This is a genomic window from uncultured Rhodospira sp. (assembly GCF_937138205.1).
Classification (GTDB): Bacteria; Pseudomonadota; Alphaproteobacteria; order Rhodospirillales; family Rhodospirillaceae; genus Rhodospira.
This window is the reverse complement of record NZ_CAKZOT010000061.1, coordinates 16423-41762: the sequence shown is the minus strand read 5'-3', so window position 1 is coordinate 41762 and position 25340 is coordinate 16423. Positions and strand designations below refer to the sequence as shown.

20 protein-coding genes, 2 tRNA genes and 1 pseudogene are annotated in these 25340 nt (G+C 67.2%); 8 read left to right on the top strand and 15 right to left on the bottom strand.

Translation table 11 applies throughout. From position 1 onward, the window contains the following. Positions 1-368: 368 nt before the first annotated feature. From cas2 to cas7u, 6 genes are read right to left on the bottom strand one after another with little or no spacing between them, the layout of a single operon-like run. A complete protein-coding gene (gene cas2, locus Q0309_RS08955; RefSeq protein ID WP_299439715.1) occupies positions 369-671 on the bottom strand; it encodes a CRISPR-associated endonuclease Cas2 in 303 nt (100 codons plus the stop codon). Positions 672-684: 13 nt separating this feature from the next. After that, positions 685-2430: a CRISPR-associated endonuclease Cas1 gene (gene cas1 / locus Q0309_RS08950; protein WP_299439713.1), complete on the bottom strand. Its 1746-nt coding sequence runs from the start codon at positions 2428-2430 to the stop codon at positions 685-687. Between the two features lie 15 nt (positions 2431-2445). Continuing rightward, positions 2446-3438 carry a hypothetical protein gene (locus Q0309_RS08945; protein ID WP_299439710.1) on the bottom strand — a complete coding sequence of 331 codons (993 nt, stop codon included), beginning with the start codon at positions 3436-3438 and terminating at the stop codon, positions 2446-2448. Further along, positions 3435-6314, bottom strand: coding sequence for a type I-U CRISPR-associated helicase/endonuclease Cas3 (gene cas3u, locus Q0309_RS08940; protein WP_299439708.1), 2880 nt, complete (start codon positions 6312-6314; stop codon positions 3435-3437). Before cas3u ends, Q0309_RS08945 begins: the two co-directional genes overlap by 4 nt. After that, positions 6311-7888: a type I-U CRISPR-associated protein Csb2 gene (gene csb2, locus Q0309_RS08935; protein ID WP_299439706.1), complete on the bottom strand. Its 1578-nt coding sequence runs from the start codon at positions 7886-7888 to the stop codon at positions 6311-6313. The genes cas3u and csb2 overlap by 4 nt, the downstream gene beginning before the upstream one ends. A 2-nt stretch (positions 7889-7890) precedes the next feature. After that, positions 7891-9129: a type I-U CRISPR-associated RAMP protein Csb1/Cas7u gene (gene cas7u / locus Q0309_RS08930; protein ID WP_299439704.1), complete on the bottom strand. Its 1239-nt coding sequence runs from the start codon at positions 9127-9129 to the stop codon at positions 7891-7893. 311 nt (positions 9130-9440) lie between these two features. Here cas7u and Q0309_RS08925 point away from each other — a divergent pair, with 311 nt between their 5' ends. Further along, on the top strand, positions 9441-9620 hold the full coding sequence (locus Q0309_RS08925) for a hypothetical protein (RefSeq protein WP_299439716.1): 180 nt from the start codon (positions 9441-9443) through the stop codon (positions 9618-9620). Here the strand turns inward: Q0309_RS08925 and Q0309_RS08920 are convergent. The 4 genes and pseudogenes from Q0309_RS08920 to thrC all read right to left on the bottom strand — a co-directional run bounded on the left by Q0309_RS08920 (position 9589) and on the right by thrC (position 13738). After that, a pseudogene (locus Q0309_RS08920) lies at positions 9589-10427 on the bottom strand (IS5 family transposase). The gene Q0309_RS08925 and the pseudogene Q0309_RS08920 sit on opposite strands and share 32 nt — an antisense overlap. A 129-nt stretch (positions 10428-10556) precedes the next feature. Beyond that, positions 10557-11483 (bottom strand): hypothetical protein, encoded by a 927-nt coding sequence (locus tag Q0309_RS08915; protein ID WP_299439702.1) that lies wholly within the window; start codon positions 11481-11483, stop codon positions 10557-10559. Positions 11484-11861: 378 nt separating this feature from the next. Further along, positions 11862-12122, bottom strand: coding sequence for a DUF2442 domain-containing protein (locus tag Q0309_RS08910; RefSeq protein ID WP_299439700.1), 261 nt, complete (start codon positions 12120-12122; stop codon positions 11862-11864). Between the two features lie 218 nt (positions 12123-12340). Further along, the gene (gene thrC / locus Q0309_RS08905) at positions 12341-13738 is read right to left on the bottom strand and encodes a threonine synthase (RefSeq protein ID WP_299439698.1); all 1398 of its coding nucleotides are present in this window, start codon (positions 13736-13738) and stop codon (positions 12341-12343) included. A 281-nt stretch (positions 13739-14019) separates the two neighbouring features. On the opposite strand from thrC, the gene Q0309_RS08900 reads away from it, so the two are divergent. The 3 genes from Q0309_RS08900 to Q0309_RS08890 all read left to right on the top strand — a co-directional run bounded on the left by Q0309_RS08900 (position 14020) and on the right by Q0309_RS08890 (position 17051). After that, positions 14020-16008: a cache domain-containing protein gene (locus tag Q0309_RS08900; RefSeq protein ID WP_299439696.1), complete on the top strand. Its 1989-nt coding sequence runs from the start codon at positions 14020-14022 to the stop codon at positions 16006-16008. 169 nt (positions 16009-16177) lie between these two features. After that, the gene (locus Q0309_RS08895) at positions 16178-16411 is read left to right on the top strand and encodes a hypothetical protein (RefSeq protein ID WP_299439694.1); all 234 of its coding nucleotides are present in this window, start codon (positions 16178-16180) and stop codon (positions 16409-16411) included. Further along, positions 16404-17051 carry a hypothetical protein gene (locus Q0309_RS08890; protein ID WP_299439692.1) on the top strand — a complete coding sequence of 216 codons (648 nt, stop codon included), beginning with the start codon at positions 16404-16406 and terminating at the stop codon, positions 17049-17051. Before Q0309_RS08895 ends, Q0309_RS08890 begins: the two co-directional genes overlap by 8 nt. Here Q0309_RS08890 and Q0309_RS08885 read toward each other — a convergent pair. Further along, positions 17048-17563, bottom strand: a complete 516-nt coding sequence (locus tag Q0309_RS08885; RefSeq protein WP_299439690.1) for a gamma-glutamylcyclotransferase family protein — start codon at positions 17561-17563, stop codon at positions 17048-17050. The genes Q0309_RS08890 and Q0309_RS08885 overlap by 4 nt on opposite strands. Before the next feature lie 117 nt (positions 17564-17680). Between Q0309_RS08885 and Q0309_RS08880 the strand changes: the two genes are divergently transcribed. The 3 genes from Q0309_RS08880 (at position 17681) to Q0309_RS08870 (ending at position 18725) form a co-directional block, all read left to right on the top strand. Further along, a complete protein-coding gene (locus tag Q0309_RS08880) occupies positions 17681-18226 on the top strand; it encodes a DUF192 domain-containing protein (protein WP_299439688.1) in 546 nt (181 codons plus the stop codon). A 69-nt stretch (positions 18227-18295) separates the two neighbouring features. After that, a tRNA-Pro gene (locus tag Q0309_RS08875) sits at positions 18296-18372 on the top strand. Between the two features lie 53 nt (positions 18373-18425). Then, positions 18426-18725 (top strand): ETC complex I subunit, encoded by a 300-nt coding sequence (locus Q0309_RS08870; RefSeq protein ID WP_299439686.1) that lies wholly within the window; start codon positions 18426-18428, stop codon positions 18723-18725. 16 nt (positions 18726-18741) lie between these two features. Here Q0309_RS08870 and Q0309_RS08865 read toward each other — a convergent pair whose 3' ends face one another. Beyond that, complete coding sequence (locus Q0309_RS08865; RefSeq protein WP_299439684.1) at positions 18742-19824, bottom strand: hypothetical protein; 1083 nt, start codon at positions 19822-19824, stop codon at positions 18742-18744. A 255-nt stretch (positions 19825-20079) separates the two neighbouring features. On the opposite strand from Q0309_RS08865, the gene Q0309_RS08860 reads away from it, so the two are divergent. Further along, positions 20080-20156: transfer RNA gene (locus Q0309_RS08860), tRNA-Met, on the top strand. A gap of 155 nt (positions 20157-20311) precedes the next feature. On the opposite strand, the gene Q0309_RS08855 is transcribed toward Q0309_RS08860, so the two are convergent. The 3 genes from Q0309_RS08855 to Q0309_RS08845 all read right to left on the bottom strand — a co-directional run bounded on the left by Q0309_RS08855 (position 20312) and on the right by Q0309_RS08845 (position 25186). Then, positions 20312-21490, bottom strand: a complete 1179-nt coding sequence (locus Q0309_RS08855) for an NnrS family protein (protein ID WP_299439681.1) — start codon at positions 21488-21490, stop codon at positions 20312-20314. Positions 21491-21593: 103 nt separating this feature from the next. Beyond that, a complete protein-coding gene (locus tag Q0309_RS08850) occupies positions 21594-22022 on the bottom strand; it encodes an OsmC family protein (RefSeq protein ID WP_299439679.1) in 429 nt (142 codons plus the stop codon). Positions 22023-22444: 422 nt separating this feature from the next. Further along, complete coding sequence (locus tag Q0309_RS08845; protein ID WP_299439677.1) at positions 22445-25186, bottom strand: ATP-binding protein; 2742 nt, start codon at positions 25184-25186, stop codon at positions 22445-22447. Positions 25187-25340 lie beyond the last annotated feature (154 nt).

Sequence of the window (25340 nt, the reverse complement as noted above, 5' to 3'; positions counted from 1 at the left end):
CCTCAAGTCTAAACGTGTGGGGGGCAGCTGTCTCATGATCGTTGGCACAGAGGGGCGCGCGGTCAGTGGTGCGTTGCCCGTCGCGCTCTTGCGAGGCGCGCCGGTCGAACGCACCCTACGGGACCGAGCCTGCACGCGACGTGCGTGGCCTTGGCGGACCGACCCGCGCGACCGCGCGCTCGGTTATACCGGGCGACGATAAGAAAGACTCGTCCGGCCAGGGTCACTTCGGCGCACCGATGGTGCTGAGTCTTTGTTTTTTTTGTCGCCGCAGCGCCCCTTCGGGGCGCGCGGCTCCGCGGCTTCGCCGCGCCGGCGCAGTCGCGCCGGCCGCCCGACGAAAAGGTCATCCTTTTCGTCGGGCGGTATTACACGATGATCGGCTTGCGCTCCACCACGGCCACGGTCTTGCCCAGGCTTTCCAGGCGCGGCTTGACCGTGTCGGCCGGTCCCAGGTCGAGGATCAGCACGTGGTCGGCGCCGTCGTGGATGGCCTCGGCCAGGGCGCCGCGCAACTGCACCAGCCGCTTGCGCGACAGCCGGCACTGAAAGACCGACAGTTGCAGCCATTCGCCGTAGCCATTCATCACCTTCCACACCCGGCGCCAGCGCTTCTGGTCGGCGATGTCGTAGGTGATGATGTACAGGTGTTCGTCTGTTGGTGCTGCCACGGGCACGACCTTTCTATCTTGGCGTGACCCAGGGGAAGGTCTCGATCTCCCCTTGCAGGTGGCGGCACAGCAGGCGGGCCTGCACCTCGATCAGGCGGCGATAGCTGATCTGGTAGCCGAACACGGGGTGGGTCATCTCCTGTTCCAGGCGGCGCTCGAACGCGGCGATCAGGGCCTTGCGCGCGGCCGGGGCCATGGCGCAGCCGCCGGCGGCGTGAACGAAGTCGCCGGGCGCGACCTCGCCGTTGTTGATGACCGTCAGCACGGCCGAATCGGCGATCAACGGGCGGTCGGGCTCCATCATGTCCAGGGCCAGCGCCGGGCGGCCATGGCGGATGGTGTGGTAGAAACCCCGGTACGGGTCCAGCCCCACCGCCGACAGGGCCACGTGCCAGGTGCGCACCAGCAGGGCATAGGCGAACGACAGCAGGGCATTGACCGGGTCGGCCGGCGGGCGGCGGTTGCGGGCGCGGAAATCGAAGCCGGCCGGGCCGCCGTCGGTGCCTATGTCCCTCAGCATCAGCGGAAAGGCGCCGAAATAGGCGGCGGCGGCCGCGCCCTCGATCCCCAGCAGGGTGGCGACGTCGGGGGCCTTCTCGGCCTCGGCGGTCATGCGTTTCAGGGCGCGCAAGGGCTCGGTGACCGCTTCCGGCGGGTGGGTGTCGCGGCGATTGCGGCGCAGAAGGGTGCGGGCGTTACGGGCCTTCGCCGCCACCAGCCCGCGCGCGAATCGCAACGACCAGCCGGCATCGAAAGCGCAACGGTACTGCGCCTCACGCGCCGCCACCGTGCGGTGGCCCAGCCCCACCGTGTGGCCCAGGAACCAGCCACCATGGCTGTGCCAGGAGACGGGGATCTCGCGGCGCATCAGCTCGTGCAGGACCGGCGCGGTGACGGAGACATTGCCGAACAGCACGAGCTGCGAGATCTCGGTCAGGCGGGCCTTGACCGGCGGGGCGTCGTCGATGGTGACCTGGAGTTGCTCGCCAGTCTTGCCCACCTTGCCGTGACCGGCCTGGACGACGAGCGGCAGGGCGTCGGGCCGGGCGGCGGCCAGGGGGCGCGGCGCCGGCATGGCGCCGTGGGCGTGGGTGATCTCGTCCGGCAGGCAGATGCCCACCAGGGAGCAGCGCGGGCACTTGGGGCTGTCGATCAGGGGCGGCGGCGGCCGGGACTGCGCGGCGGCGAGGCGCAGGCCGTGCACGGCGTGCAACGCGGCCTGACGCAGGGCGTCGTCCAACGGGATGCGCACGCGCTCGCGGCTGGCGCGGAAGTAGAGAAACCCCTCGTCGCAGCGGTAGCCGTGCTCCTCCAGCAGCAGGCCTTGCAGACAGACCTGGACGCGTTCGGGGTCATAGGCACCGGCGGCGGTGTGCGGGCGCTTGCCGCGCTTGGTGTCGACGGGGGAAACGCGGTCGCCGGCGCCGTCCACCAGATCGATGACGGCGGTGATGCCCAGGCGGGTCGAGGTCAGGGCGACGGAGCGGGCGTGGATGTCCTCGGTATCGTCCTCGCTGGGCGGGGATTCGGGCAGATGCCCGCCGCCGGCGTCGACGCGCTTGTGGACCTGTCGGCCCTCCTCGGTGTCGGCGCTGTCGGCCCAGGCGCCGTCCACCCACATCAGCCACGCCAGACGCGGGCAATAGACGAACTCGTTGACCATGCGCACGGGCACCAAAGCGGCGCCCTCCGGCGCCGGCGGGGCCGGCAGGGGTAATTCGGGCTCGGCGTCCGGATCGGGGGCGGGGTGGTTGGTCATGGCGTGTCGGGGCCGCTACAGCGCCTCGGCGCGGGTGAAGTTGAAGTACTTGCCCACGGCGATGCGACGGGCGCGGCGGAGACCGGTCACGCCCAGCCGTCGGAGGGTGTCCCTCCCCGGTGTCTCGGTGGCGAGCGCCGGATGCCCGAGCAGTGCCTGGACCGTCGCCAGAGAGGCCGGGCGCGCCCAGATCGGCCATGTGATGGCCCGGCCGCCGCGCCCCGGCGCCATCTCCGTCCCTAGGGTCAGGAAGTGGACCTGACCACGCCGTTCAACGGCCGCGCCCGTTAGCACGGCAAGCCCGATGGCCGCGAGCCGGTTGGCGCCGTGTTCTGTGCGCCCGGCGTCGGGCCCAGGATCTCGATACCTTAAGGCGTAACGCCGATCCTCAGCTGGATCCCAGCGGAAGCTATGGGTCTCGTCATCGCGTCGCCACGGAGCGAACAGTGCCGCAGCGATCCGATGCGGATGATTGAGATCGGGGGGGCGCTTCATTTTGGCCAGTTTCTTGGGCAACACTCCCTTCGGAACATCAGCCAAACGAGAAAGGAAGTGCTGATGGCCTTGGCCGAACATGGCGACCAGGGGCGCGGCGGCGACCTTGCCGTCGTCCTTGACGGCGCCGTCGCTGAACAGGGTACCGAGCAGGGTCGCTCGCCCCTGCGTCTGCGTGTTGGTGGCCTCGTCGAGGATCGCCCGTGCGCTCTGCTGGCCGAACGTGACGTCGGAGTGATCGCCGAAATCATAATCCGCCGCCAGCATCCCACACCCCTCCGCCGCCGCGCGGGCGATGTCGTCCTGTGTCGTCGGTTCGACCAGGGTCAGCGTGGGCCGGAGAGGCAACACGTCGGGGTCCCAGTGCGCGCGTGGGCGCCAGTCCGGGCGGGCCGTCTCCAGCGCCCGCAGCAGGCCGAGCAGGGCCAGAAAGGCCAGCAGGTTGTCCGGCTCCAGACCCTCCAAGCGGTGGGCGGCGGCGGCGCCGGGGATGTCGGGTTGCGGATCGGTCATCGCGTCTCCTCCGTCACGGCCACCGGGTCGGGCGCCTCCGACGCCCGGTGATCGGCCAGCCGGACGATGGCCTCCAGGCGCGCCAGCTCCCACGGGCCGAACCGGGCCTTCAGGTGCTCGAACAGCTGGGGCCAGTCGCGGCCCTCGTCCTGGAAATCAAGGCAGTGCGGGCCGGAGATCCCATCGGCCGCGCGGGCATCCTCGCGCGGGTCGGCGTGCGGGAACAGCGGCCGGCCGTGGCCATGGTGGGTGCCGATCAGCCACAGGATCAGTTCGCGGTGGTCCTTGAGCGCGTGCAGGCGCGGGTCATCCAGCGCGCGGCGCACCGACTGGGATTCGTGGCGCCACAGGTCGGGCAGGCCGGCGGCGCGGCGGGCGCGGCGCGACTGGGCCGGGGTCATGGGCCGGGGCGACTTGGCCAGGGGATCCTTTTCGTCGGCCAGGGCCGCCAGCCGGTCGCCACCGCGCAGCCAGACCTGAAAGCGGTCGTCGCGTTTGCCTTCGTCGTGCAGACGCGCGGCCAGGGCAACGGCCTCGACCAGCTCCGGTGCCAGCCCGGCGGCCTTGGCGAAGGCACGGGCCATGCGCTCGACCTGATTCGCGTGATCCGCCAGGGTAAGGCCCTGCCCGGTCAGCGAGCCGGTGGCGTCGTCCTCGGTCACGGCGGCGGGATCAGGCGCGGTCTTGCGGCGGCGCGCCCGCAGAATCAGGCCGGCGTACCCCTCCACCCGGATCACGTCGGCATCGCCCAGGGGCGGTGGTGGCCCGTCCGGATCGGGGAGCAGGACCCCGAGAGCCGCGCCCGCGAGCGCGTCGCGCACATCCCGGTCGTCAATGTCGTCCGCCGGCGCGACAAAAGGTGCGACGGCCCTCCACTCGGACTCCGTCAGCAACGTCGGATGCAACCGTCGCACTGACCGCCGGTGAGCCGGCTGGCGGTCGCCCAGATCCTTGACCGGGGCCGTGCTCTCCGGCGCCCAGCCGAAGGCGTCGCAGCCGCCATGGGTCGACGGCACCACGATCACGTCGCCGGGGCGGATCTGGTTGGGCCAGACCAGTCCGGTTCGCTCGGAATCCGCGCCGGCCCAGCGCAAGGCGGGGCGGTCTCGATGGCGCCCCCGGTCCTCGGGAGGAGGGCCCGGCGTGCCCTCAATGTCGGCGGTGTCCGCCGCGCCGGCCCGTTCGGCCATGTCCTCCCGCAGCCAGCGCCGCGCCGCCCAGACGGGCACGGCCAGGGTCTCTTGGGCGTGGGGCGGCGCGAGTGACAGGATCTCGGTCGCCAAGGTCTCGGCGTTCGGGTCGATGTCCGCGCGCCAGACGATCTGCACGTCCGCCGGGCCGCTGTTCGGGCCGTGCAGGAACAGCGAGACCGCCGGATCGACCGCCGGAATGGGCGCGGTCCACGACAGCAGCATCACGTCCGCCGGGCGCAGGATGGGGGCGTTGGGGGCGGTGGCGCACAGGGGGGCCGTATCCACACCCCTCAGGCGCTCCGCCATGGCCGACAGACCGAAATCGACCACGGGGGCCGCCTTGCCGGTCTTTGGGGCCTGTCCGTCGGTGAGCCAGTCCCAGGTCGCCTTGGCGCGGTCGCCATAGACCGGGTCATCGACCTTCCGCGCGGTTTCCTCCTCGGTCGCCACGATGATTGCCGGCGCCGGGATCGCCCGTCCCATCCGGTTCAAGCGCCCGAACCGCTGTCGCAGGGCGTCGAGGGGAGCAATTTGCGAGACCATGGCGTCAAAGTCGAGGTCGGCCCCGGCCTCGATGGTCTGGGTGGCGACGACGATCAGGGGCGGGGCATCCGGATCGTCTTTGGCCCCGGACAACAAGCGGGCCTGATGCGCCCTCAGCAGGGCATCGCGGTCCAGGTCGCGGGCGCGGCCGGTCAGAAGAATGACCGTCGCCGTTTCGGCCAGCGCCGACCGCAGATCTTCGAACACGGCGCGGGCCAGGGCCACCCGGTTGACCACCACGGCCAGGGTTCGGGGGCTGTCACCGTCCAGTAGGGTCGTCGCGGCCTCGGCCAGGGCCTTGGCGTGGGTCGTGCCGTGGGCCTCCGCCGAGACGAGGCGGAGGGTCACGGGCTTCCTCGCCGTCAGCCGCTTGGACAGGATCGCGTCCGCTCGGTCGTCGTCCTCCAGACCAAACCGGGTCCCATCCGTCCCGTCCCGAGGCGTGGCGGTCAGGGTGACCACCCGCCAGGGCGCCGGCTCGGCTTTGGTCCATGGCGGGCGTCGGTAACGCCCGACCCAGCCCAGCGTCTGGGCGAAGGGCGCGGCCAGATGGGCCTCGTCCAGCAGCAGCAGGCAGTCCGACCCCAGCAGTCCGGCGTGGACCGGCTTCATGCTGTCGGAAACCCCGTACCCCCGGAACAGCAGTCGCGAGCCCACCTGATCGACGGTAGAGCACAGAATGGTCGGCTGGGCCGGCGTGCGCGCCCAGTCGGCCTCGCGCGGCAACCCGCCGCGCAGGGCCTGGACCACCAGGGGCGGGCCGGCGTCGCCGGTCAGCGACCGCAGGGCGGCGGCCATGCGCCCGAGCGCGCCGTCCGTGGCGCTCTTCAGGGCCTCGGCGATCTTGTCCGCCCGCTCATACGCCGCGTCGACGATGATCCGTCGGTCCACGACGAAGGCGATGCGCACGGGCGCGGTGCGCGCGGCGCCCCTGTCGGCCTGAAGCGCCAGATGGAACAGCGCGATGTCCAAAGCGGCCGTCTTGCCGCTGCCGGTGGGCAGGTCGAGGGCGGACGGCCAGTCGCCGGTCTTGGCCACCTGTCGCGCCAACCGCTCCTGCCACGGGAACGGCGGCACGCCATGGATTGTCGTGAAGACCTCGGCGAAGTCGTCGGCCGTCAGGGCGGGCGCGTCACTCATGCGTCGTCCTCCCCCGGCAGGGGTCGGCACAGGCCGAGGCCAACGAACCGCCCCGCGCCCAGGATGACCGGGCCGGTCACGCTTTCGGGAAAGCGCAGCACGGCATGGGTCAGGCGGCGGTTGGCCACGGAGTCCGGTCGGCGCCAGCCGGTCCAGGGTGGCGCGTGGCCGCTGGCTCGGGCGGAGGGCGCGCCCCGGTGGGCCGAATGCTTGTGGACGACCACAGTCACCGGGCGGGGCAGGCCGATGCGCTCGCAGGCGTCGGCGATGATCTCGACGTCGTCGCCGTCCTTCTTGGGGTGGCGGTCGAGCGCGAGCGGCGTCACCGTGGCCCAGGTGTTGGCCGGCCCGGTGTAGAGACGGGCACGCAGGGATTGCTTCGTGCCTTCCGTGTCCCATGCCAGCGGCCAGACCAGCCCGCCGGGCAGGCGGAGGCGCAGGCGGTCTCGGTCGCGCTTGTCCTTGTCTGCGTCATTGTCCAGCGCCCGAACAAGGGCGCGTTCCAGGTTCGTGAACTGATCAAGGACAGCGACATCGGCGGGGGTCACTGTCTTCGCATCCGGGTCGCGGGCGCGCGCCACCGCCTCCGTCACTGTGCGCGGCGGGATGAGCGCCAGCCCCATCAGGCGGCCCTGAGAGTGGTCCCACCCGGCGTCGAGCAACGGGACGGCGGCCAGATGCGGGGTGGTCAGGGGTGTGCCGTCCGGGGCGTGGCCCGAGACCCAGTCGGGGATGGGGTTGCTGCCGTACCCGCTCAAAACGGTTCGCAGCAGCGCCTTGCCGGCGATGGCCCCGGCCACCGCGTCGGGGCGCGGCTCGCCCGCGTGGGCGAACACGATCCAGTCGGCGCCGAAGATACTGGCCGGCGCGGCGGGCGCCGGGTCGGCCGGTGGGCGCACATCGGCGCCGGGCGCGGGGCGGACCTGACGGTCGTGGCTCTCCACCAGTTCCACCAACCGGCCCGGATAGACTCGGCGGCGGGGCGGATGAAGCCCGTCGGGCGCCGTGTCCGTGTCCATCCGCAGCGCCCGGCAGCGCACCACCGAGGCCGAATGCCCCAGATAGCTGGTGTCGCGGGCGAGCGCGTCGAGCGCCGCCAGCGTCGCGGCGTCCGGGTCCTCGCTCCAGACGAACCGCACCGTCGGATCCGGCGGCAGGCTGGCGGGAAAGCGGCGTGGTTGTTTGGACCCGACCGCCCTGAACTCTGGGACAACCCCAAGGCTGTCCGCGCGATCCTTCTTGTGCGCGGACGACAGCCCTTTGCCTGCCTTAAGCGCGGCAAGCCAAGCGGGGTCCGCGAGATCGTGCGGTGACTTGGTCTCGAAGTCATTCGGCGGAACGAACACCGGCACCACCGCGCGTTCGGTCGCGTTGCAATAGCGCAGGCTTGGCGGCTCCCGCATCTCCAGCCATTCCAGGGCCTTGCGCTCTTCGGGGCGTTCCCCACGGGCCGCCCACGATGCCGTCAGGGCGGAGAACAGCCGGTCCGGCTGTGGCGGCCAGTCGGCCCCGTCGCCCCGGTCGTTGGCGGCCCGGACAACGCCAGTCAGGTACTCGATCTCCAGGACCAGCATGGTCACTCCCCATCGTCGGGATGGGCCTCGCCGGCCAGGGCGCGCGTCATGCTCTCGCGCACGATATGCACCAGCTTGTCCTGGGGCGTCAGCATCACCGGGGCGTCGGCGAAGGTGAACCCGGCGCGGCGGGCGCCAACCAAGGCCTCGCCGTACAGGGCCAGTGCCTCATCGCGGGTCAGGGTAATGGCTTCGACGGTGCCGTCGGCATGGACCCGTTCCAGGTCGGCCTTGCCGTCGCAGACCAGATCGCACCGCGAGCGCAGCGCGTACCCCTGTGCGTCCTGCTCCAGCAGGGCAACGAGACCCAGAGCGGCGATCAGGGCCCGGCCGGCGGTGTCCCGCTCGCTGGGTCCGCCGAAGCGCAGGCGACGCAGCCCGGCCAGGGTGATGACGACGGTCTGTTCGGCGTAGTCGCAGGTGATGCCTAACGCATCCACGGACGGTGCGATGTTGCCGTGGTTGATTTCCGAAGGACGCATCTTCTTGGCGCCCTTTCCGGCCTGTTTCTCCGTGACATCCCAGCCGGCCGGACCCTTGTAGACCTCGACGGCCCGAAGGATGCCCAGTGGGTCAATGCGGCTGCCGGTGCGGCGCGCGGCCGTCTGAACGTCCGGCACCTCGTCGCGCCGATGACGCCGCGCGTTTTCCACCGGCACGTTCACACCGACGATTTCCGAGACGACGGCGCGGGCGAACTTCGCACCCAGGCCGCCGCCCTCGCCGGTGGAATTCCACACCCCGAACAGCAGGGATGTGGGCGAAGCCTCCAGGATCGGCGTGGCATCGCGGGCCGTGGCCTTGGCAAGCCGCTGGCCCAGATCGCTATTGGGGAACGGTTTCCCGTCCAGCAGGCTGTCGCGCAGGATGGCATCGAACACCCGGTGCGGCGCGTCCAGAGAGGTGATCTCGCCCAGCGCCTCCAGTCCCGCCCCGGCGAAATCGACGGCGAGGCGCGGTAGATCCAGCCGCCCGTCCCGCGCGGCTTCCAGCAAGGCCTCTTCCATGCGGTTGGCCTGGGACTGCACGCTGTCCAGCAGCACGCACCAGACGTCGTCCTCCTTCCCCGCGATCCGCCGCCGTTCAAACACATGGCGCGGCGGATCGTTCTTGTCTTCGCCCGGATAGGTCGGCGGAAACAGCATGTCGCCCACGCCGCCCACGGGCTGCAAACGCCGTCGGCGCCGGAACGCGGCATCCTGGGTGACGGCCTCGACAAGGTCGGCGTGGGTCAGCGGCATGACGGAGTCTCCTTGGATGTCACAGCGTGACGGGTCGTGGATGGCTGGTCAGGGATAGTCTTTGAAGGCTGGCTTGTTTGGGCATGGGGAAGAGTGGTCGGAAGGCGACGGCGTGTCGGTCCGCACCGAGAACACGTCATACTCGTACCCGACGCCCCACAACGCAAGAGAAGGAGAGGTGCGGAATTGCGGCGATGGATTGTTGGTGGCGCCGCTAACCAAGGCAATGACGTGCGCTCAGGGGAGTCTTGACATAGCGGCATGCCAGAAACGGTCGCGGCACGCGTCGGCACTGGATGGATAACGGGCCGATGACGCCACTGAGTTGGCATGAAGCGGAGCTCTCTGTCCTTATCGGTGTGGTCGGTGTGAACGGCGACGGCATCGGGCGAAGCGTTATTGCCTTTGCCGACGATCCGCCAATAGCCTCCCATTTTTCTAAGAGTCTGTCCGGAGACTTCATGAGGCTTTACAGAGCCGTCGCATCATGAGCCGGATTGATGCGAGCCGGAGGAACGCGAGGCCCTTGGCGTTACGGCACTCCCAATTCTTCGCCAGCCGGCGGCATCGTCCAAGCTAGGCGAATGTGCGCTCGACAACCCAGCGTTTCGGAAGGACGACGAACCCCTTGGCTTGGTCCGAGCGTTTGACGATCTCCACGTTGACAGCGGCGACAGCTTTCTTGAGACCGGTTTGGAACTGTTCACCCTGGTAGCCGCCATCGGCAAAGAGTTTCACCAGAAACGGGTACAACCCGAACAAGGTGGCCATGACAAGAATTCCGCCATCACGATCCTGTATGTCGGCCCCATGAACAATGGCATGCATCAGAAGGCCTGTCGTGTCGACCAGCGCATGCCGTTTCTTGCCTTTGATCTTCTTGCCCGCATCGTACCCATGCGGGTCGATCCAGCGCCCCTTTTTTCGGCGCTTTTTACGCTCTGGCTGTCGATCACGCCCGCCGTTGGCGAGGCCTCTCGGTTGGCCTGCTCGCGGCATTGGACGTAAAGAGCGTGATGCATGCGGTCCAGTGTGCCATCATACGTCCAAAGGTCAAAGTAGTCGTAAACCGTTGAACGGGGAGGAAAGTCCTTCGGAATCGCCCGCCACTGGCAGCCCGTCGACAGAACGTACATCAAGCCGTCGACGACGGCGCGCATATCGACGCGGCGCTTGCCGCCGCCCGGCTTGCCCGGCGGGATCAGAGGCGCGATAACCGCCCATTCCTCGTCGGTCAGATCGCTTGGATATCGAAGGTGGTCGCGATTGTACAGCGCCCGGTTCTCGTCCGTCCACATGGCGTTCTTCCTGACAGGCCACACCTGCCATGGAATCACGCCAAAGCGGTGTTATCAACCACCCTCTGTAACAGGTTGATCTGACTCATAAACCTACCGGACAGACACTCAGATTGATCGCGATCTGCCCTAGTCATCAAAACCAGCGTCGTTTTCCGGGGGAAGATCTTCAGCAGGATTGCTTAAATTTCTATGTATCCCTTCTATGCGGGGAAAGTATACATTCATGCTGAGGAAAAAATCAAGAGCGCAGTTCGAGAAAAGTAGGAAAAAGAATAATGGAAAGTAGTCATGCCAAAAATCTATACCTGAACATTCATCGCTCGGCGTAAGAAGAAATACTGCAGCGATCATTAAAACGGCGTGTATGGTGTTGTTTAATATCCACTTTCTCGGCGCGCTATCTGCGGTGACATCTTCTATGTACCTTTTTTCAGTAATAAATTTAGCCCAGAATTTAGTATGCCGGACTTTTGAAAACTTGATGCTTAAAAACAGCCATAGGGAGTCAAACAACAGGAGGATAGCGTATGAAAACACAAATATATCGACGTATTTGATGTTCGACCCAATTATGATAAGAATCGATCCATTTACAATGACAAAGAAAACATCAAAAGCTAAATCTCTTCTTCTGTATCTTGAAACGACTAACTTGTACTGTTCCCAGAAAAACTCCCGCCTGTTTTCCATTTTTTGGTAGGCCTCCTCAAAAAAATTCATTGTTTCAATATATTTTGCATCAAGATATCTATTGTTCCCCAGAAAGAACCTAACAATTGTCAAGGCAAAAACGAAGAATAAAAGAAGGGCTTCCATCAAAACATGCGATGGGCATTGCATGTCTGCCCAGGCTGTGAAAGTGGCAGAGTCTAAAGGAACAGATATCCAGCCAAACACTGTTTTTGCATAGCATGGTGCCAATCCAGATAATTCATACAGGGCCTTCAGAAGTCCTCCCCCCAGTATAACGATCCATGCCCACTTTATGGAGTCGTGATGGTCTTCTTGTAGCCTCTGAATGTATCTCAGGGCAACATGCTTCCTGACTCTCATCCTAGACTTTCCCGGACAATCAAGTGCCCGTACAGCCTGAAGGTGCCGTTTCGGGATGTCAACAATAAATCTCAAGTTGAACGTATTATGGGTTTTCTTAGATCGCCCGACCTTCGACGGGCTCAGCGTGCCCTCGACGTGCGAGTCAGGGTCCCTCCTCGAACGGAGAGAGGGGGCGCGGCGAACCAAGGACGTTGTTTCGGGGCCGGAGTCTGAGTCGGCCCAACCGTGGGCCGGAGAGTGGCTGGTGCCGTCCGGGCCATCGCCTTTCAGTCAGATTTCAGAACTGCTGACCAATGTTTGGAAACCTGTCTGCTGCTACCGCCTGATCCCCTCGCGCACGATGGCCTGGATGGCGCGCGTCGCCGACCCAGGTGATCAAGCCTTCATTCGAAGCGGTTCCGTCAGTGGAACGGACCGTTCGTAAAGCGTTTCAGGGTCGATATCGATGTTTCCCGGCCAGGCGACGCTGCCGTTCTGAACGAACGCGGCCCGGAACACCGCACTGTCTTTCAGTCGATTCCAGGGTTTCTGATCCATATGCGGGGCCATGTCAAAGCGGCGCCGTTCGCCACCCTCGAACTCCAGCCACAGCGTGAAGTCGGTGTGGGCCTCCACACGGACGACATCCAGCAACATGGTGGCCTCCCTCTACTTCAGGGGGTCAATCCGGAACGGTTCAACGCCACTCGTCGCCAACTCCCAGTTCGCCAGCAATTCGTCGCGGTGCAGGTCGACCCAGACTTGAACCATTCGAAAAACATCGAAACGATGATGCCATAGAACATGCTGATGGTGGGCATCGCAAGGGTATCCCATGACCACGAAACGACACCGCGCGCGACCGGCCGGCTAGGCTACCGCCGCACCCCCTCGCGCACGATGGCCTGGATGGCGCGGGTATCGTTGGGCGCCTCGACCATGCGTTCCTCGCGCTGGAACAGGTCGGCCAGGCGCGGTGGCAGCGGCGGGCGGATGCCGGTGGCCTTCTCGACCGCGTCGGGGAACTTGGCCGGGTGCGCGGTGGCCAGCGAGACCGTCACGCCGCCCTCGTCGCGCCGCCCGGCCACCTGGCCGGCGACGATGCCGATGGCCGAGTGCGGATCCACCAACATGCCGGTTTCCTCCTGGATGACGCGCATGGCGTCCAGGGTTTCCTCGTCGGTCAGCCGGTGGCCCCGGAACAGGCCGAGAAGTTCCTGGTGCAGGTCGTCCGCCACGCTGTAGGCCCCGCCCTGGCGGAAGCTGTCCATGGCCGCGCGCACCTCGTCGGCGTCGCGACCGTGGATCTCGAACAACAGCCGCTCAAAGTTGCTGGAGACCTGGATGTCCATGCTGGGGCTGAGCGTGGGCACGACGGTGTCCTGGTTCATGGTTCCCGTCTCCAGGAACCGGGTCAGGATGTCATTGCGGTTCGAGCCCACCACAAGCCGGTCGATTGGCAGCCCCATCTGCCGGGCGACGTAGCCGGCGAAGATGTTGCCGAAGTTGCCGGTGGGCACGCTGAAGCCCAGGCTGCGGTCGGGGGCGCCCAGGGCCACGCCGGCCCAGGCGTAGTACACCACCTGGCCGACGATGCGCGCCCAGTTGATGGAGTTGACGGCCGACAGGCCCACCTCGTCACGGAACGGGGCATCGGCGAACAGCGACTTCACCAGCGCCTGGCAATCGTCGAAGGTGCCGTTGACGGCGATGTTGTGCACGTTGGACGACTGCACCGTGGTCATCTGGCGGCGTTGCACGTCCGAGACGCGGCCCTTGGGGTGCAGGATGAAGATGTCGATGGCCTCGCGGTCGCGGCACGCCTCGATGGCCGCCGAGCCCGTGTCCCCCGACGTGGCGCCGACGATGGTGACGCGCCGCCCGGCCCGGGTGAGCAGCAGCTCGAACAGCGGCCCCAGGACCTGCATGGCGTGGTCCTTGAACGCCAGGGTGGGGCCGTGGAACAGCTCCATCATCCAGTCGTGCGGACCGATCTGGCGCAACGGCGCGACCGCCGGATGGTCGAAACGCGCATAGGCCGCGTCCAACAGGTCGGCCAGTTCCTCCTCGGTCAGGGCGGCGCCGACGTACGGCAGCATGACGCGCAGGGCCACCTCGGCATAGGGCAGGCCGCGCAGGGCGCGCCAGTCGTCGTCGCCCAGGGCGATCCAGTCCTCGGGCACGTACAGGCCGCCATCGGCGGCCAGGCCGGTCAAAACCACCTCGTCGAAGCCGAGAACGGGGGCCTTGCCCCGGGTGCTGACGTAACGCACGGCGAGCGCACTCCTCTTTGTCTTTGGCCGAAAACCCCTGACGACCCTACGCCGGGGCGCCAGCGTGGGCAACAGGGGGCGCTGTCCCGATGGCGTCGTGCAACGGCGTGCAGGGTGCGTGCGTTTCCGCTCTTGGCCGGCGCTCGGACCTGCCCGCGACCGGCCTCCGGTGCGCGCTCAAAAAAGGGAAAAGCCATTTTGGCCGGCTGTTAAAATTGCGTTACGGCCCAAGGGCAGTCACCATACCCGATCCGTGTGAACGTCAGTCGGGGGAACGCATCATGTCGCGGCCCAAACTCACCATCACACTGCGCGTCGCTCTGGTCGTCCTGGTCAATACTCTTCTGATCGGGGTCACTGTTGCGGTGGCCATGATCGTCGTGCTGAACCGCGATGCCGAACGCAATGCCGTGGCGGCAATCGACCAGAACATGCGCGTGGCCTGGGACGAAATCCGGGAGTACGGGGCGGACGTCCGATTGGAGGACGAGGCGCTCGTCGCCGGGTCGACGGTCCTGAACGGCAACAATGAGATCGTCGACGAGATCGTCGCGCAGGTCGGTGGCACGGCCACCATCTTCATGGGCGATACCCGCGTGGCGACCAACGTGGTGCGGGACGACGGCTCGCGGGCCGTCGGCACGACGCTGGCGCGCAACGCGGCCTATGAGTCCGTGTTCTTCGACAAGGAGCCGTTTCGCGGCATCGTCGATATCCTCGGCCAATCTTACATCACCGGCTATGACCCCATCCTGGGGCGGAACGGGGATGTGATCGGTATTCTGTACGTCGGGACGAAGGTGGATCAGTTCTTCGCCTCGCTCGAGACCCTCAGGACGTGGATCCTGGTGATCCTCGCCGGGTGCGGCGTGCTCGGGCTGGCGATTGGCCTGTTGGTGGCGCGCGTGTCCATCGTCCGGCCGCTGAAGGACATCGTCGCCGCCATGGAGACGCTGTCGGGCGGTGACCTGTCGGTCTCCATTCCGCACCGGGGGGCGAGCAGCGAAATCGGGACCATGGCCGGCGCCGTCCAGGGGTTCAAGGAGAACGCCCAGGAAGTCAGGCGCCTGCAGACCGAACAGGCCGCGCAGCAACGCCGCAGTGCCCGCCAGGTGCAAGGCGAGATGCTGGCCTTGACCAGCGCCCTGGACGAGCAGGTGCGTCAGGTGATGTCCGCCGTCGCCGATCAGGCCCAATCGATGTGCGAGACCGCGCGCGGCATGGCACAGGCGGTCGGCGCCACTGCCGGCGGCGCCGATTCGGCCGCCGAGGCCTCACGCAATTCCGCCAGCAGCGTCGATGCCGTGGCCGCGGCCGCCGAGCAGATGGCGGCGTCCATCAGCGAGATCAGCCGCCAGGTGACCAACGCCTCGGCCACGGCCCAGCGCGCGGCCGAGCACGCGGCCGGGACCAACGACCGCATCGGTCATCTCGCCGACTCCGCCACCAAGATCGGTGAGGTGGTCGACCTCATCAACGACATCGCCAAGCAGACGAACCTTCTGGCGCTCAACGCGACGATCGAGGCGGCCCGCGCCGGCGAGGCCGGCAAGGGGTTCGCCGTGGTGGCCGGCGAGGTGAAGGCGCTGGCGAATCAGACCTCGCGCGCGACGGACAGCATCGCCGATCAGGTCGCCGACATGCAGGCCGCCACGAACGAAGCCGTTGAAGCGGTGAAGGCCATCAGCGGGGTGATCTCCGAGTTCAACGAGATCACCTCGACCATCTCGTCGGCCACGGAAGAGCAGACGGCGACCACCCGCGAGATCAGCAACAACGCCCAACGGGCCGCCCAGGGTACCCAAGGCGTATCGGACGGGATTCGCGAGGTCTCCGGCAGCGCGGAAACCACCGCCCGCCATGCCGGAGAGGTCGAAACCTCGGCCCAATCCGTGCTCGACAGCCTGCACACCATGGAACAGGCGCTCGGCCGCATCATGTCCGCCACCACCGAAGGCGATCGGCGCGGCACGGCGCTGCGGACCGTGAACGTGGCCGTGACGGTGGACCTGAGCGGCGAGGGGCAAACCGGCGGCGAGTCTGTCAGTTGCCTGCTGCAAGCCCTGTCGCCGCTGGGGGCCGGCGTTCTGGACCGCACACTGCCGTGCGAGCCGGGACGGCCTTTGCGGATCGGCGTGCCTGAACTCGGATCGTTGCCGGCGACCGTCGTCGTCCACACCGATGCCGTGTCGCATCTTCGCCTCGATCTGGACGACAACCAGATCGAGGCGCTCCGGGCTTGGCTCGACCGGCGTGCCAGAGCTGTGTGATTCTCGATTGGATCCCGGCACGAGGGGGTGAAGAGGGTGACTTGATCATCCCGGCGTGGCAATGGGGGCTGGCGATCGATGACTGACATCGGCTCTTCGTGGTATGATTTCCAAGTACTGGGGCTGACCGGCCGTCACGCAAGGCGTCTCAAACAAGTCTGGATGTGGCATGAGTGAACAGGGCATTAGTGACGATCTCGCGGCACTTCTCCGGGGGATGCTTGAACTGGATGCAGACGCCAACCAGCAAATTGGCGTGATAAGACAGGCTGTTTTGTCATTGTGTGAGAAGCTGGCAGATAAGGGAGATATTACGCTCGAAGAGTATAGAGATATTACAGGAGGGCTTTTTACCAACGACCTGACTGAACAAGCTGGCCCAGGCGAAGCTCGCGATGACTGAAAAAATCATCGATCTGCAAACCCATCTTCAACGTCTTGCCTCCGGACGCGGCGGTTCCCATGATGGTGGGGATGGAGGCGACGGCGGCATGACCGAGTTGACGCGGCGGGTTGGTGTTCTGGAAGCGGACATGCGCGAGGTCAAGGCGAGCCTCGGCAGGCTGGAACCCCTTCTTGTCCGCATTGACGAGCAGCAGGCCGGCATGAAGGAGATGTTCGCGCATCTCGCCACGAAGGCGGAGGTGCAGCATGTCGACGACCAATTGGCCGGAATGAAGGACGTCATTGCGCATTTGGCGACGAAGGCCGAAGTCCAGCGTGTGGAAGATCAGGTGACGGGCATCAGGGACGTCCTTCCAAATTTGGCGACGAAGGCCGAAGTCCAGCGTGTGGAAGATCAGGTCACGGGCATCAAGGACGCCCTTCCGCATTTGGCGACGAAGGCCGAGTTGGACGCCCTGCGCGGCGCAGTTGCAAGCGGTCTGGCGGACAAGCCAAGCCGGGCGGAGTTCGACGCCTTCCGGGCCGACGTCACGGCCGCTCTCGCCGACAAACCGGGCAAGACATATCTTTGGGGCGTCGTGGGCGTGCTGACAGCCGCCATCCTCGGTGCCGTGGCACTGGGGACAATGATCGGTTAACCGACGGTCCGGGCAAGATCGGCCGTCATGTTGGACCGCGCCAAAACCCCGTCCTGCATGGCCCCTGCCGCCGCCGTTGAACCGTCCGATGTGGGACGGCACCGCTGCAAGGCCGCCAGCAGGGCGGACAGGTCATGGCCCCAGTCATGGTAACCGGCGGCGAGGTGCTGGACATAGGGGCCGCGCGGCGGGCCGCGCCGGGCATCGACCTTGACGTAGGTCAACACCCGATGGGTCGCCCCCGCGTCGTCCGGGATGTCCACCCAGTGGCGCCGGTAGCGGCCCTCGTCGACGCCTTCGATCCGGTCCAGCACCTTCTCGCAGGCGGCGGTCACACCATACAGCGCCGCCGGCAGGTGGTCGCCCGGGGCAGGTTCCATGGTGGCCACCGTCTCGAACCGCAGGCGCCAGTCGCGCAGGGTCACCGCCCGGATGGGCACCGCCGCCGGACATCGGTGCGCCATCCGGGCGGTGCTGAGATTGGACCCATACGCGAGATAGAGCCGAAACATGATCCCGATCCACTCTCGCTGCGGCGCGCAAACAGCGCCCTGGTTGAGACACGATCCTAGAACACACGGTATATAGGAACCCCGTCCCGCCCTGTTGAAGACCGGAGTCCGTGATCCATGTCCCCATTTTCGTTGGCGTTGCGTCTCACCCGGCGGCGCCGTTTCACCCATCTGGCCCTGCTGAGCGCCCTGGCCGTCCTGTGTCTGGCAGCGGGGGCGGGGACCGGTGCGCGTGCGGCCGGACCGGTGGCCTTCGAGACCGACCGCCTGGAGATCGTGACCCACGACGGGCGCCGCTACGGGTTCACGGTGGAACTCGCCCGGACCCCGGCGCAGCGGGCGCGCGGGCTGATGTACCGGCGCGAGATGGCCGCCGACCACGGCATGTTGTTCGATTTCGGCGGCGTCGGGCCGCGCGCCATGTGGATGAAGAACACGTTCCTGTCGCTGGATATTCTGTTTCTCGAACCGGACGGCCGGATCTGGCGGATTGCCGAGGACACCACCCCCATGTCGGAGGAGACCATCGTCGCCGATGGCCCGATCCGCGCCGCCCTGGAGCTCAAGGGGGGCACCTGCCGCTTGTTGGGCATCGAGATCGGCGATCGGGTCCGCCATCCCCTGTTCGGCACAGGGCCGGGTGGCGCGGCGGACGATCCCTGACTCTTGCCCTGGCGCATGGGAGGGGTTAGATCACACGGTCGAGAGATGACACAGTCGAGGTCGATGTGACGGGGCGTAGCTCAGCCTGGTAGAGCGCTAGCTTTGGGAGCTAGATGCCGGAGGTTCGAATCCTCTCGCCCCGACCAGCGCCGCGGCGTCGTGCCGAGGGCCCAGTGTGCCGAACGGAAAGAGGCCAAACATGACAACAACCGTGCGCATCTATCAACCCGCGAAATCCGCCATGCAGTCCGGGCGCGGCAACAGCCGGCAATGGGTGCTGGAGGCCGATCCGGCCCGCCCGCAACGCAACGATTCGCTGATGGGCTGGGTGGGGCAGGGGGACACAACGAACCAGCTTCGCCTGTATTTCCCGAGCAAGGAAGAGGCGGTGGCCCACGCCAAGCGCAATGGCTGGACCGTGCGGGTGCAGGCCCCGGCGACACGGACCCGGCGGCCGAAAAGCTACGCCGAGAACTTCGCCTACGACAAGGTGAGCTGACCGCCACGCCGCCGGATCACGACCAGGGCATACGCCCGCCCATGTACTTGATCTTCTTTTCGGTGCGGTGATCGGTCTGTTTCAGGGGGGCGCGTTTCACCGGGTCCTGCAACTGGGTCATCATGATCCACTTGTCGACCGGCATATAGCGCGGCGCCAGGAACCGGTAGGTCTCGTCCACCAGATCCTCGATCTCCCGGCCCGCGCGGACCGGTCGGCGCAGCCACTTCAGCAAGAGATCCTCCCACACCACCAAGCGGACCCTGAGGTCGTTACGGTGTTCCCGCAGGTACGCCTTGACGGTGTCCAGGTTCTTCAGGGCGGCCATGATCTCGCCGGTCTGGGCGTCGACGGTCTCGAAGCGGGCGGTGAAGTCCTCGATGGCCGCGTTGAACAGGCGCAGCATCGAATTGACGGTATCCAACTGGCCGTGTTCGTTGGCGTAGATCTTGCGCAGCGGCTGAGCCTTTTCAAACACGCGTTGCATGGCGTGGAATTCGTCGCGCAGCGCCTCGATGTAGGCCAGTTCGCTGGACAGGCCGGAGATCAACTCCGTCACCTCTTCCTTGCTCGAAAGGCCGAGATTGCGGGCCGCCTCCCCGAACGCGTCGTTGACCCGCTTGCGGAAGGTCGAATCGCCGGCCACCTGCATCAGTTCGTCTGGGTTGGTGATGATGTGTTCATCGCCAGACAGCCAGCCGAGGATCTGCACCGCCAGCCGGTTGTAGGCGATCTGGCGGTGTTTTTCCTTGGGTTCCCACGAGGCCTCGCCTGTCAGGACCTCCCTGGGCACCGGGTCGCCCAGGCGCAACGCCTTGACGTATTTCAGGCCCTTGCCGATGAGCGCCAGCAAGCGGCCGTCCTTGCTGTCCGAGGCGATGTCGAATTCCTTCTGGATGCCGGAAAAGGACAGGCTGACCTCCTCGTGCCCCAGGCGCACGATGGCGAGTGGCTGCTTGGTGTCCGGGTCCAGCCGGAAATAGACATCCTCCATTTTCTTGAAAAAGTAGTGTTCGAACGCGACGGTGTCGGGGACGTGGTCGTCCGCCGGCGGGTCGGTCACGGCGCTGGAGGCAGGCGAGTCCGGTGTGTCGGTCATGGCGCGGCCAGTTGCGGTGTTGGGCGGAAAGTCGGCGCATCATGCCACACTCCGTGGCCGCGCGGAAAGCCGTTCCCACGGTTTGCACGAGCCCATCGCGTCGGCCTCGCGGGTCGTGCGGATGGGGGGGATGGCAAGGCCGTTCAACACTGTGGCGAGGGCGGCTCAGGCGCTTGACACACCCACGGCGCGCCCCGTATATAACCGCTCCTCTGTGGCGCGGGTCTGGCGCACGGACCTCGCGCTCGCGTCTGGGGCGGAGTAGCTCAGTTGGTTAGAGCAGCGGAATCATAATCCGCGTGTCGGGGGTTCAAGTCCCTCCTCCGCTACCAATGAAATCAAGGGCTTGCTGGTCAATAGGTCAGCAAGCCTTTCTTTGTTTTCCATCACGGGTTTCCGTCTTTCTTGCTCTCCTGTTCCGCGAAGGAGACCGCCTGAGCCCAAGAAGCGCCAGGCTCGGCCGACCCTTTCCGCGGTGGCGGCGCCGTCACCCGCCCGATGGTGTCCGGTTCGGTGCCACCTGGATCGGGCCGTACCGCAGCAGGTACAGCACAAACCCGCCGATCCAGGCGCCGCCGGAGAGAAGCAGCAGGGGCAGGTACAGGCCCTCGGACAGGCCAGCCCATACCCGCGAGACGGCGGCGATCAGGAGCAGCCCGTACACCAGCGTGGTGAGCGCGCCCGCGTGCAGCGGCCGCCCGCCATGGCCCAGCGTCGCACGGGTCATGACGGCCACGATCATCATGGTGATGGCCCCGGCTGTCAGGCCGTGCAGGGCGGCAACATCGGGCACCAGGTCGGGGCGCCACGCTGACGCCGCCGCCAACAGCAGGGCGAGCGGGACGAACAGATACCCGACGTGCAGAATCCACACCAGCGGCTCGGCGGCCGTGGCCAGGCCGCGCCAGCGCGCCAGCCGCACCAGGTTGCCGACACCGGCCAACGCCAGCAGTGCGGCGACAAGCCAACCGCGCGGTTCCACCGTCCAGGTCAACAGGGCCAGGACGGTCACGAGCAGCACGGCCTGATCGACCCGCCCGAACGGCTCTGGCAGCTTTGCCGCCTTGCGCTGGGTCAGCCAGTTGCGGGTGAAGCTGGGCACGATTCGCCCGCCGATCAGGGTGATCAACGACACCAGCACGGCGATCCCCAGGCGCGGCCCCAGGCCGGTGTCGGGCAGGACAAAGGCCCATTCCAGCCAGTCCACTGCGTTGGCCACGGCCAACAGACTCAGGGCGACGCCCACGGGGAGGTTGCGCCAGTTGCTGCCGGCGATCACCTCGCGCACCACCACGACGCTCATGGTCACCGGGAACGCCACGTCCACCGCCGCCGCCAGACCCCACGGCACCGGCAGCACGGCCAGAACACGGCCCGCCGCCCACAGCAGTACGAGCAGAAGCAACGGCACGCCCGACAGCGGCAGGCGGCCGGTCCAGTTGGGCACGGCCGTCAGCACGAACCCCGCGACGGCGGCGCCGGCGAAGCCGAACAGCATCTCGTGCGCGTGCCACGACAGCGGGTCCATCGGCCCCGGCAGCAGCAGGCCGCCGCGCAGGAACAACAGCCACAGGGCCATGGCCACGATGGCGTACACCCCGGCCAGCAGGAAAAAGGGGCGGAAGCCCCGTTCCAGGAACCCTCCGCCCTTGATGCGCGGTGTCATGGCATTTTGATCCCAGGCAGTCAGGGGAAGCATGGTGTGGCCTGGACAGCGCGCCCCCGCCGCCGGCGCGCAACGGGGACGCGCGGTGCGCGACCGGGTTTCCTTACGGGCCGCCCGCGACTTCCAGGGTGATCTCAACGCCGGTCAACGCGCGCGAGACCGGGCAGAACGCCTTGGCCGCCTCGGCCTGTTGGCGGAACCCCTGCGGATCAACGCCCGGCACCGCGCCGGAGACCTCCAGGTGAACCTTGGTGATGGTCGGCTTGCCGTCCACTTCGGTCAGGGTGACGCGGGCCTGGGCGTCAATGTGCTCGGGGGTGACCCCGGCCTCTCCCAATAGGGCGGAGAGGGCCATCGCGTAGCACGAGGCGTGGGCGGCGGCGATCAGTTCCTCGGGCGTGGTGCCGCTGCCATCCTCGAACCGGCTGGGGAAGGAATACGCGCCCGAGATCAGGCCCGATCCACCTTCCAGTGTGCCGGTGCCGTCCTTCAAGGCGCCCGTCCAGCGGGCCTTAGCATTCCGTGTTGGCATGATGGAACTCCGTTTTCTGGTGTGCTCGTCGGCTTGCGTCGAGAGCCGAGCCATGCGCCAGCTCAACGAAACCCGTTCTGTGCATTTCCATGGAGACCTTCTAAGTCCAAGAGACTGGAGAGCAAAGGCCTGCTTTTCTGGCCTGTCGGAAACGCGCGGGCCCGGCTTCGGGTTCCGTCCCGTCTCCAGCCGCGTACCCGTCGGTGGCTGTCGCCGCGATCACAACCAGGCGAACCCGGCCCTGTCCTTATCCCGCCGGTGTATTTGGGTGTGTTTGGGTGTGCTCTTTCCGCGCAGGGTGTGCGCGGGCGTTCGAGCCCCCGACGCAACGTCCGCCGCGCTTGGTCGTTCTCATGAACGGGACCGGACACGTTCACATGGGTTGTGGGGCGGCGCCGGGGCGTTGGGTCCGGAGGCCGGGATCACGCCGGCCGCGCGTCGTCCTCGTCGGCGAGAACGCGGTCGCGCGGCAGGTGGATCCGGAAGGTGCTGCCGGTGCCGACCTGGCTGGTGACGGACACGCGGCCGCCGTGGGCTTCCGCCAGGGCCTTCACCATGGCCAAGCCAAGGCCGACGCCGTCATGGCGCTTGACCTGCGCGCTCTGGCCGCGCTGGAACGGCTGGAAGATGGCCTCCAGTTCGTCGGCCGGAATGCCGATGCCCGTGTCATGCACTGTCACCACGACGCCGCCCTCGGGCTGCCGCTCGACGGCGACGCCGACGATTCCGCCGTCCGGAGTGAACTTGAGGGCGTTGGTGAGCAGGTTGAGCACCACCCGCCGCAGGGCCGCGCGATCCCCTCTCACGAGGATCGGACCATCGGCCAGCGCCTGGGTCCAGGTGATGCAGTCGCCGCGCGGCTGCGACTGCATCCAGGCGCTGCATTCGGCGGTCAGGGCGACAATCTCGACCGGTTCGTGTTCCAGCTTCAGGCGTCCGGACTCGATATGTGACAGGTCGAGCAGATCGTTGATGATCGCCAACAAATGGTTGCCGGCATCGCCGATGATGCGGGCGTAGTCGATCACCCGATCGGAGGTCGGCCCGATCCGGCCCGACCGGATCAGCTCGGAAAAGCCGATGATGGCATTGAGCGGCGTTTTGAGTTCGTGGCTGACATTGGCCAGGAACTCGCTTTTCTGCCGCGAGGCTGTCTCCGCCTCGTCGCGCGCCGCCGTCAGGGCGGCCGTGGTACGGTGGAAGGCGGTCACGTCGCGGAACACGAGCATATCCCATTCGTACGTCGCGCCGGTGTCGTGCACGGCCAGGACGGTCCGCGCCGTGATCTCGACCGTGCGCCGGCCCATGGAGCGGGACCAGCATTCGCTGGTGAAGGGCGCGGCCAAGGCGCGGTCGTGCAGGTCATTCGGCAATCCCAACCGTTGCGCCAGGGAGCCAAGGTCTCGATCCTCGATCACCCCGTGCTCGACATCGAACAGGTCGAGAAACGTCTGGTTGGCGCCGATGGCCCGCAGGTCTCGCCCCGGCTCGCGCAGGGTCAGCACCGTGCCCTGCTCCGGGCTTTCGAGGGGGCCGCCCGGCTGCGCCTGGATATCGGCGAACTGCAGGGCCAGCGCCCGCACGGCGTGCCGCAGCGACGCGGACACGCCGCCCGCCTCCAGGTGGCGGCGCAAGGTGTCGCCGGTGCGGAGGAGAAAGGCCCGGCTCCACGGCTCCCACGGCCGGGAGCGGTCGCGCACGATTTCCTTCCAGGCGGCGAACGAGGTGCGCGGGCTGATGTGCCCGGTGTCCGCCTCCTGGATCGCCGGTTTGGCGGGGTCGCCGGCCCAGAAGACGTCGCGCGCCTCCGACGGACGGAACACGGCGATGGCCGCCAGCGGGTCGCGCGACAAGACCAGGACCGCACAGCCGGCGGCGGCCTGGGCCACGCCGCCGGGGCTGTCGCCGCCCAGGTCGCCAAGGGCCTCGGTGGTGAACACGGGATCGGCCTGGGCGGCGGCCCGCTCCAGCACGCGGTGGATGACCGCCGGGGGCGGACACCGGCCGGTCAGGGCCATGACGCCGTCGGCGAACACCAGGGCGCCCTGGGCCTCCAGGTCATCGGCGAGGCGATGACCGCCGAACAGCAGCGTCGACACCGGATCCGCGCCCGACGCGAGCCGCCGTTCAAGACGGCCGATCGCGAGGTCCAGGGCCTTGGCGCGTCGGATCGCCTCGCGGCGTTGCTCGGCCTCGATGTGCCGCGCCAGTTCAAGGGTGCGCCGGGTGACAAGGTCGCGGACCGCCGGCGGGGCCAGGCGGGGGATGCGATGGTGGCAGGCGATCATGCCCCACAGCACGCCGTCGACGATAATGGAGGCGGTCAGCGTGGCGGCCACCTCCATGTTGCGCAGGTATTCGATGTGATACGGCGAGACGCTGCGCAGGACGGACTGGCTGAGGTCGGGCGGCTCCGCGCCCTCGGGTCCGATGCCGGGCGCGGCCAGAATGGGGACCGGCGCCGCGTCGACGTCGGCGATCACCCGCAACAGGTTGATGGTGTACAGATGCCGGGCCTGGGGCGGAATGTCGGTGGCCGGATAGCGCAGCCCCAGATAGGGGATCATGTCCGGTTGACGCGCCTCGGCGATGACCTCCCCGCTCCAGTCGGGGTGGAACATGTAGACCATCACCCGGTCGTAGCCCGTCTCCTCGGCCAGCAACCGCACGGTCCGGTCCGCCAGGGCGTGCAACATGCCGCTGGCGCCGGCGTCGGTCTGGACCGGCATGGCCACGGCCACCGACGAGGCCGGGGTCTCGGTGTCGGATAGCGGCTCGATCTCGATGAAGACCCGGCCACCGTGGCGGTGGGCGGTGGCCGCGCACGGCCCGCGCGGGCCGTCGTGATCGCCAAGGGGAAGGGGCGTGGCCGGGGGCGTCTGCTCGCCCGTCGCCTCGACCAGGGGGGCGAGCCGGTCGGCCAGCGCGGCGTCGAGCGCCTCCGGCAGGGTGCGGCCGAGGATGGCGTCGGGCTCCCGGTTCAGAACCGCGCCGATGTTCGCGCTGACGTGGGTGATGCGCCCCGTGGCCTCGTCGAGGGCCAGCAGGCATCCGTGCGGCTGGATATGGCCCAGCAGATGGATCTGCTCTGTCTCGCAGGCGGACAGGTCCAGCGTCGGTCCCCCCTCGTGCCTTGGCTGGTCAGCCCCGGGATTGTCCGTCATGGCCTTGGTCACCTGCCGCGCCTTACATCATTCGGACCCACCATCATGCCAAGCCCCCCTCCGTGTCCTGGCCCCTCGAACGAGACCGCACACCCGTCAAGTGCGTATGGTGTCTTACCACGCCAAGACCAAAACACCGAGTCTTTCGGGATTA

What these genes read in the sequence shown, in the direction of transcription:
- cas1 (WP_299439713.1), bottom strand. Translation starts at nt 2,430, where the DNA reads ATGACCAACCACCCCGCCCCCGATCCGGACGCCGAGCCCGAATTACCC.
- Q0309_RS08945 (WP_299439710.1), bottom strand. Translation starts at nt 3,438, where the DNA reads ATGACCGATCCGCAACCCGACATCCCCGGCGCCGCCGCCGCCCACCGC.
- cas3u (WP_299439708.1), bottom strand. Translation starts at nt 6,314, where the DNA reads ATGAGTGACGCGCCCGCCCTGACGGCCGACGACTTCGCCGAGGTCTTC.
- csb2 (WP_299439706.1), bottom strand. Translation starts at nt 7,888, where the DNA reads ATGCTGGTCCTGGAGATCGAGTACCTGACTGGCGTTGTCCGGGCCGCC.
- cas7u (WP_299439704.1), bottom strand. Translation starts at nt 9,129, where the DNA reads ATGCCGCTGACCCACGCCGACCTTGTCGAGGCCGTCACCCAGGATGCC.
- Q0309_RS08925 (WP_299439716.1), top strand. Translation starts at nt 9,441, where the DNA reads ATGACGCCACTGAGTTGGCATGAAGCGGAGCTCTCTGTCCTTATCGGT.
- Q0309_RS08915 (WP_299439702.1), bottom strand. Translation starts at nt 11,483, where the DNA reads ATGAGAGTCAGGAAGCATGTTGCCCTGAGATACATTCAGAGGCTACAA.
- Q0309_RS08910 (WP_299439700.1), bottom strand. Translation starts at nt 12,122, where the DNA reads ATGTTGCTGGATGTCGTCCGTGTGGAGGCCCACACCGACTTCACGCTG.
- Q0309_RS08900 (WP_299439696.1), top strand. Translation starts at nt 14,020, where the DNA reads ATGTCGCGGCCCAAACTCACCATCACACTGCGCGTCGCTCTGGTCGTC.
- Q0309_RS08895 (WP_299439694.1), top strand. Translation starts at nt 16,178, where the DNA reads ATGAGTGAACAGGGCATTAGTGACGATCTCGCGGCACTTCTCCGGGGG.
- Q0309_RS08890 (WP_299439692.1), top strand. Translation starts at nt 16,404, where the DNA reads ATGACTGAAAAAATCATCGATCTGCAAACCCATCTTCAACGTCTTGCC.
- Q0309_RS08885 (WP_299439690.1), bottom strand. Translation starts at nt 17,563, where the DNA reads ATGTTTCGGCTCTATCTCGCGTATGGGTCCAATCTCAGCACCGCCCGG.
- Q0309_RS08880 (WP_299439688.1), top strand. Translation starts at nt 17,681, where the DNA reads ATGTCCCCATTTTCGTTGGCGTTGCGTCTCACCCGGCGGCGCCGTTTC.
- Q0309_RS08870 (WP_299439686.1), top strand. Translation starts at nt 18,426, where the DNA reads ATGACAACAACCGTGCGCATCTATCAACCCGCGAAATCCGCCATGCAG.
- Q0309_RS08865 (WP_299439684.1), bottom strand. Translation starts at nt 19,824, where the DNA reads ATGACCGACACACCGGACTCGCCTGCCTCCAGCGCCGTGACCGACCCG.
- Q0309_RS08855 (WP_299439681.1), bottom strand. Translation starts at nt 21,490, where the DNA reads ATGACACCGCGCATCAAGGGCGGAGGGTTCCTGGAACGGGGCTTCCGC.
- Q0309_RS08850 (WP_299439679.1), bottom strand. Translation starts at nt 22,022, where the DNA reads ATGCCAACACGGAATGCTAAGGCCCGCTGGACGGGCGCCTTGAAGGAC.
- Q0309_RS08845 (WP_299439677.1), bottom strand. Translation starts at nt 25,186, where the DNA reads ATGACGGACAATCCCGGGGCTGACCAGCCAAGGCACGAGGGGGGACCG.